Raw genomic sequence first — 6277 nt, 5'->3', positions numbered from 1 at the left:
TCCGTCGTCTCCGGTGTTCACGTACGGAAACGTGCCCTGCCAGATGTTGCACCGGTGCCGTCCGCGCGGCGTCAGCTCATTGCCCCAGGGATATCGGGCCTGGGTGAGCCCGCCCCGCGCGGCCATCTCCCACTCCGCCTCGGTCGGCAGCCGCTTGCCTGCCCAGGCCGCGAAGGCTGCCGCGTCGTTCCAGGAGACGTGGACAGCTGGGTGGTTCTGTCGCGACCTCACATCCGATCCGGGACCGTCCGGGCAACGCCAGCCCGCGCCCGCCACGGCTACCCACCAGGGGGCGCCGGGGACGGTGCCGTTGATGACATGGCGCGGGTCGGCGAAGCGATGGAAAACGAATGACCAGCCATAGCGCTCGGCGTCGGTTTGGTAGCCGGTGGCCTTGACGAAGGTAGCGAACTTGGCGTTGGACACGCAGACCGGGTCGATGAGGAACGGCGACAGCGTCACCTCTCTCACCGGCCCTTCGCCGTCAGCCGCCCAGCCGTCGGGATCCTCGGCGCCCATGAGAAACGTGCCACCCGGGATCGCCATCATGCCGCTGCCGGCGCGCACGCGATGTGCCGGGGCAGGGACGGTCCGTTCCTGGGCGGGTTCCCTGCCCGGCGCGCAGCAACCATCCATCGTCAGCCGCTTGCCGCGCTCTTGTAGAGGTCGGCGGTGAAATAGGTGTTGGGGTCGGGCGACTGAGTGAGCTTGCCCATGTCGACGAAGATATCCGCCAGGTTCTTGTACCAGCCGCCCACCGTTCCATCACCGGTGAGCTTGACCAGCTCGGAGGTTGAAAGGATCTTGGTGACCGCCGACGCGCCCTTGAACTGTTCAGCGGGTGCCTTCAGGAAGGTCGCGGTGAGCTGCTCGGCCTCGGGGGCGTGCGCGGCGATCCAGTTGTCGGCCTCTTGGATCACCTTGAGTACCTTGGTGGTCGTCGCGGGATCGTTCTTGACGATCTCGTTGCGGGCGACGAAGGAGCTGGGGAAGCTGATCTGGGGGTAGAAGTCCTCGCTCTTGGTCAGCTCGACCAGGTCGGAAACGTTCTTCTTGATGGTGTCGATCAGCGGGTACCAGATGGCCGCCGCGTCGATCTGCTTGGCGGAGAACGCTGTGACCACGGTGCTCGGGTCCATGTTGACCTTCTGCACGTCCTTGACGGTCAGCCCGGCCTGCTTGAGGGCAAGCTGGAGGATCATGTCGCCGGACGTGCCCTCGGGGACTCCGATCTTCTTGCCCTTCAGATCGGTGATGCTCTTGATGCCCGAGTCGGCGTGGGTGATCACGCGGTCGGCTATGCCGAGCATGTTCGGAGCGATGATCTTCGCCTTGCCGCTGGCCGGTAGCCAGGCCGCGCCGGAGCCGATGTAGCCGAAGTCGAGATCGCCCGATCCGAGCGCCTGGATCTGCAACGGGCCGTTGGTGAAGGCCTTCAGTTGCGGCGTGAGGCCGTACTTGGTCCACAGGCCCTGCTTGTCGGCGACGGCTAGAACGGCCGCACCGGAGAAGTCAGCGATGTAGCCGAACTTCACCTCCTTGGAGCCGTCGCTTTCGCCGGAGGAGCAGCCGGTGATGGGTAGGAGGAGGACCAGAGCGGCGGCGGCCGTCCAGAGGGGAACCTTCATCAGCGAGTCCCTTCGAGAGTGGTGGGCTGGTGGTAGACGGCGTGCCAGACTTGCCGGCGCAGCTCGGCGAACTCGGGCGAGAGCCTGATCTCCTCAGAGCGGGGATAAGGCAGGTCGACGTCGATGATCTGGTGGACGCGACCCGGTCGGGCGGCCATGACGATGACGCGATTGGCCAGGTAGACAGCCTCGTCGACGTCGTGGGTGATGAACATGACCGTGCGCCGCTCCTGGCTCCAGGTGTCCAGGAGCCGGTCCTGGAGCTGGACTCTGGTCAGCGCGTCGAGGGCGCCGAAGGGTTCGTCCATCAGCAGGACGGTGGGGTCGACGGCATAGGCGCGGGCGATGGCGCAGCGCTGCTTCATCCCTCCGGACAGCGTCTTGGGCAGTGCGTCGGCGAAGTCGGTCAGGCCGACCAGGTCGATGAAGTGCTGGGCTCTCCTGCGCCGCTCTTCCCGGCCGACTCCGGCGATCTTCAGACCGAACTCGACGTTCTTGCGGACGCTCATCCAGGGGAACAGCGCGTACTGCTGGAAGATCACCCCACGCTGTGGGCTGGGTCCGTGTACGGCGTCGCCGTCCACAAGAACGGTGCCTTCGGTCGGAGCCATCAGCCCGGCGGCCGCGTTCATCAGCGTGCTCTTGCCGCATCCTGACGGGCCGACCACGGTGACGAACTCGCCGTCGGCGATCGACAGGTCGACGTTGTGGAGTGCGGCGAAATCGCCGTCGCCGAGTTCGAAGTGATGCGAGATCCCGCGGAACTCGATCTTGGGAGTCACCGCGCTCACCTCCGTTCCTGCCAGCCTGTCAGTCGGCGCTCGGCCAGCAGCAGGGCACGGTCCATGAGCAGGCCGACGAGACCGATGACGATCAGTTGGAGGAAGATCGTGGAAAGGTCGTAGTACAGCTGTGCTTGCTGCATCCGATAGCCGAGTCCTTCCTGGGCGGCGATGAGCTCGGCGGCGACCACCGTGGCCCATGAGGCGCCGAGGCCGATCCGCATGCCGACCAGGATGAAAGGGGTGGAGGCCGGGATGACGACGCCGGCGAAGACGGTGCGGTCCTTGGCGCCGAGTACCCGGGCCGCGTTGATCAACGTGTTGTCGACTGAGACCACGCCTTGGAAGGTCGAAACGACCGAGGACAGGAACGAGGCGAGGAAGATGACGAAGATCTTGGGTGTCTCGCCGATGCCCAGCAGGACGATGGCCAGCGGGATGATCGCCAGTGGCGGGACCATGCGCAGGAACTGTAGCCATGGCTCGATCAGGCCGCGGATCGTTGGATACCAGCCCATGAGGAAGCCGACGGGTACGGCAAGCGCCACGCCGAGCACGAAACCGGTCAGCACCCTGCGGAGGCTGGCGAGCAGGTCGAGGAAGAGCGTCCCGTCGCCGATCAGCGTGCCGAATCGCTCCACGACCGACAGCGGGCCGGGGAAGCCTTGAACGCCGCTGTTGGCAAGAAGTGTCCAGACCAGCAGGCCCAGGACGCCCGAGCCGATGGTCAGCGGCAGCGTGGACCTCTTCGTGGCCCGGGTCATGGACCGACCTCGTCCGCGACGCCGTCCACGTCGGCGGCACGGTTGCCGTCGATGTCGGCCATGTAGCTCATCCAGGTGTATGCGGGGTCACCCCTGCGCTGGAGTTCCTGGTAGAGCCGGAGGGTGAGTTCCCGGCGTACTCCCGCGTAGGCAGGGACGGTGTAGACGTTGTTTAGCTCGTGCGGATCGAGCTGCAGGTCGTACAGTTCGTGCACGCTCTCGGGGTTGAAGACGAGCTTGTGCCGCCGGTCCCTGAGCATCCGCTGGGAGTAGGGGAAGTGGTGACCGTGGAATTCGGTGACGACCTGATCACGGCCGTCGGCCGCCTCACCCCTGATCAGTGGCAGCAGGCTCGTGCCGTCGCAAGGTGACTGCGGGGGAAGTCCTGCCAGGTCGAGGATCGTCGGGTTGAGGTCGATGAGCGTGACGAAGTCGTCGACGACGCGGGGCGCTGTGCCGGGTACGCGAACGATTCCGGGGATCCGGTAGATGTCCTCGTACATCGCCGGGCCCTTGTCGTTGAGGCGATGGGAGCCGGTGAACTCACCGTGGTCGGCGGTGAACACCACCGTGGTCTCATCCCACAGGCCAAGCTCGCGCAAACGAGTCAGGAGCCGGCCGATCTGGTCGTCGATCATCGTGACATAACCCCAGTACGCCGCGATCAGTTCGCGCCAGGCGTCGGCGTCGAAGTGGTCGGCCGACCAGTACTCGGCGTAGCGGCGCTGCACCTCAGGCTTTCCGTGGAAGGTCTCGGCCATCGAGGGCGGAAGTGCGACCAGCGACGGATCGTACATCTCGTAGTAGTCGTCGGGGATCAGGTACGGCAGATGAGGGCCGTACCAGTGACAGGAAAGCATGAACGACTTTCCGCTGTCGTGGAAGTCCCGGGCATAGCGCTCGAGGAGTGCGGTGGTCCGGTCTGTGAGAAAGGTCTCGACGGTGGCCTCGACGGGCTGCTGGAGCCGGCCGGCGATCAGATGGCCGCGGCCGGAGTCGTTGGGAGCCTTGCCGAAGACCGCCTCGCGCACCGCGAAAGGCGGGTGGCCGTTCTCCTTCAGCCACCGCTCGTACGACGGGTGGTGGAAGGGGTTCAGCGCGCCCGGCAGGTGCTCGCCGTCCATGGCATAGAACTCTGGACCACGCTCCCGGCCAATGTGCCATTTGCCCACGTGGCCCATGTTGTATCCGGCCTCCAGCAGCGGAGCTGACAGGACCGGGTGCTCGTCGGCCACCTCGTCGCGGGCGCCGCCATTGCGCTCAGGGTTGACCAGCAGACCGTGCCTGAACGGGTGCAGGCCGGTGAACAGGGACGCCCGGGCAGGGGTACAGATCGCGGTCGGGGTGTAGAAGCGGTCGAACCGAGCGCCCTCCGCGGCCAGGCCGTCCAGTGCCGGGGTCCGCACCACCGGGTTGCCGTAGCAGCCGAGAGTGTCGGTCCGATGCTGATCGGTCATGAGGAACAGCACATTGCGTGGGGTACTCAAGCTCGCCCTCCGGATCATTTTTTCCTGAGGCTTGACGTTAATTGCCGGAGGGATGGACCACAAGAGGCGAGGATGAGATCTTTTTGTCAGCCAGTCGCCGGGCGCAGGTGTTCGGCGATAACCGGTTCCTCGTGCAGCATCAGCGCGATCGCGCCGAGGGCCGAGGCGCTCGGCCCCAGGTCACCCTGAACCACGTCGATCTTTCGTGGCGAGTTCGGCAGTGACAGAGATGCGATGGCGCTGCGGACGGGGTCAAGCACCAAGCTGCCGAGGGAGGCCAGTTCGCCACCCACGACCACTCGCTCGGGGTCGAGTTGCACCACCGTGTCAGCCAGGACCCTGCCGAGGTCGGTAGCGGCGCTGGAGATCACCTGGCACACCTCAGGCACGCGATCCTGGGCCGCGGCGACCAGCGCGGCAAGATCGGGCAGCGTCACGCCCTGGGCGGCGCAGGCCTCCAGGAGGGCGGGTCCGCCGATGCGGCCTTCAAGGCAGCCACGGCTTCCGCAGTGGCAGGGCCTGCCGGCCGGGTCCAGGGAGACATGGCCGAGTTCGCCGGCCGCACCGTGAGCGCCGCGCACCAGCCGTCCGCCAAGGATGTAACCGCCACCGACGCCGACCGACCATCGCACGTATACGACGTTGCCGGCAGATCTCGCCGCACCCCAGGTCCGTTCCGCCAATGCCGCCAGCCTCGTGTTGTTGTCCACGGCCACGCGGACCTTGAACTCTTTCTCCAGGCGTGCGGTGATACGCGAGTAACGAGCCGACACCAGGCCCAACGGCACGGCTGGATCGTCCACGACACCGACGATCCCCAACCCGATCGCCTCGAGCGCGCTCAGTCGCACGGCGCGTTCCCGCGCCACCCGCTTGACCAGGGAGACAGCGATCTCAGCTTGCGCCTCGAGGTCGCTCTGTGCTGGCAGTTCCATCGCATCCGTGGCGACGATCTGGTGGGAGACGTTGGCCACGGCGACACGAACCTGATGCCGGGCGAGTTCCAGTCCGATCAGCTGACCGGCCTCGGGATTGAGTTTCACCTGCGCCGCCGGCCGGCCTCGACCTCGCTGTCCTACGTCCGGGCCGCGGGTCTCGACGATCACGCCCTGTTCGATCATTTCGGAGATAATCGCGAACAGAGTGGTCCGAGACAGGCCGATGCGGGCCATCAGCTCAGCGCGGCTCAGCGCGCCGCCCATCCGGAGACTGTCGAGGACCGCTTCCTCATGAACACGTCGGAGACGTTGCAGCGCGTCGGCGGGCCTGGCCATGCACGCATGGTGACAGTCGGCACGACTTTTGTCAAATCTCCGGAATAAATTGTGGAAAAAATATTCCGAACCATTGACTTAATAGTGGGCACGTCGAACACTCTGGTGTTTCCGACTGCCGGCCGGTCACCGTCCTGAGGAGACTCATGCCCAACGCCCCCCGTCACTCGATCCCTCCGGTCAAACGGCTCTCCCTCGTCGCCCTCATCGTCGCCGCCCTCCCCCTGGCTCCGCCGATTTCCTCTGCAGCGGCAGCTGTACAAGGATCCCGTCAACCTGGCGCTGTCCGGCGCTGCCAGTGCTTCCAGGTTGGAACTGGACCGGCCGGACTTCGCGGCCGCC

6 protein-coding genes are annotated in these 6277 nt (G+C 65.9%); all 6 read right to left on the bottom strand.

Annotated elements, in window-relative coordinates:
- A partial coding sequence (locus ACTMTI_RS56325) for an SUMF1/EgtB/PvdO family nonheme iron enzyme (RefSeq protein WP_441129312.1) occupies window positions 1–567 on the bottom strand: 567 nt, incomplete at its 3' end.
- A 71-nt stretch (window positions 568–638) separates the two neighbouring features.
- Window positions 639–1628, bottom strand: a complete 990-nt coding sequence (locus tag ACTMTI_RS56320; RefSeq protein ID WP_441129311.1) for an aliphatic sulfonate ABC transporter substrate-binding protein — start codon at window positions 1626–1628, stop codon at window positions 639–641.
- Window positions 1628–2410, bottom strand: coding sequence for an ABC transporter ATP-binding protein (locus ACTMTI_RS56315; protein WP_441129310.1), 783 nt, complete (start codon window positions 2408–2410; stop codon window positions 1628–1630). The genes ACTMTI_RS56320 and ACTMTI_RS56315 overlap by 1 nt, the downstream gene beginning before the upstream one ends.
- A gap of 5 nt (window positions 2411–2415) precedes the next feature.
- Entirely contained in the window at window positions 2416–3174 is a 759-nt protein-coding gene (locus ACTMTI_RS56310; protein ID WP_441129309.1) for an ABC transporter permease, read from the bottom strand.
- Window positions 3171–4679 (bottom strand): sulfatase-like hydrolase/transferase, encoded by a 1509-nt coding sequence (locus ACTMTI_RS56305; protein WP_441129308.1) that lies wholly within the window; start codon window positions 4677–4679, stop codon window positions 3171–3173. Before ACTMTI_RS56305 ends, ACTMTI_RS56310 begins: the two co-directional genes overlap by 4 nt.
- A gap of 68 nt (window positions 4680–4747) precedes the next feature.
- The gene (locus ACTMTI_RS56300; RefSeq protein WP_441129307.1) at window positions 4748–5935 is read right to left on the bottom strand and encodes an ROK family transcriptional regulator; all 1188 of its coding nucleotides are present in this window, start codon (window positions 5933–5935) and stop codon (window positions 4748–4750) included.
- Window positions 5936–6277: the final 342 nt, after the last annotated feature.

This window comes from Nonomuraea sp. H19, assembly GCF_052068215.1.
Classification (GTDB): Bacteria; Actinomycetota; Actinomycetes; order Streptosporangiales; family Streptosporangiaceae; genus Nonomuraea.
Note: the sequence above shows the minus strand (reverse complement) of the source record. Positions and strands in the feature narration are given on the sequence as shown.

Bases quoted from the DNA above. Each gene is read 5' to 3' on its own strand.
- ACTMTI_RS56320 (WP_441129311.1), bottom strand. From the start codon at position 1,628: ATGAAGGTTCCCCTCTGGACGGCCGCCGCCGCTCTGGTCCTCCTCCTA.
- ACTMTI_RS56310 (WP_441129309.1), bottom strand. From the start codon at position 3,174: ATGACCCGGGCCACGAAGAGGTCCACGCTGCCGCTGACCATCGGCTCG.
- ACTMTI_RS56305 (WP_441129308.1), bottom strand. From the start codon at position 4,679: ATGATCCGGAGGGCGAGCTTGAGTACCCCACGCAATGTGCTGTTCCTC.
- ACTMTI_RS56300 (WP_441129307.1), bottom strand. From the start codon at position 5,935: ATGGCCAGGCCCGCCGACGCGCTGCAACGTCTCCGACGTGTTCATGAG.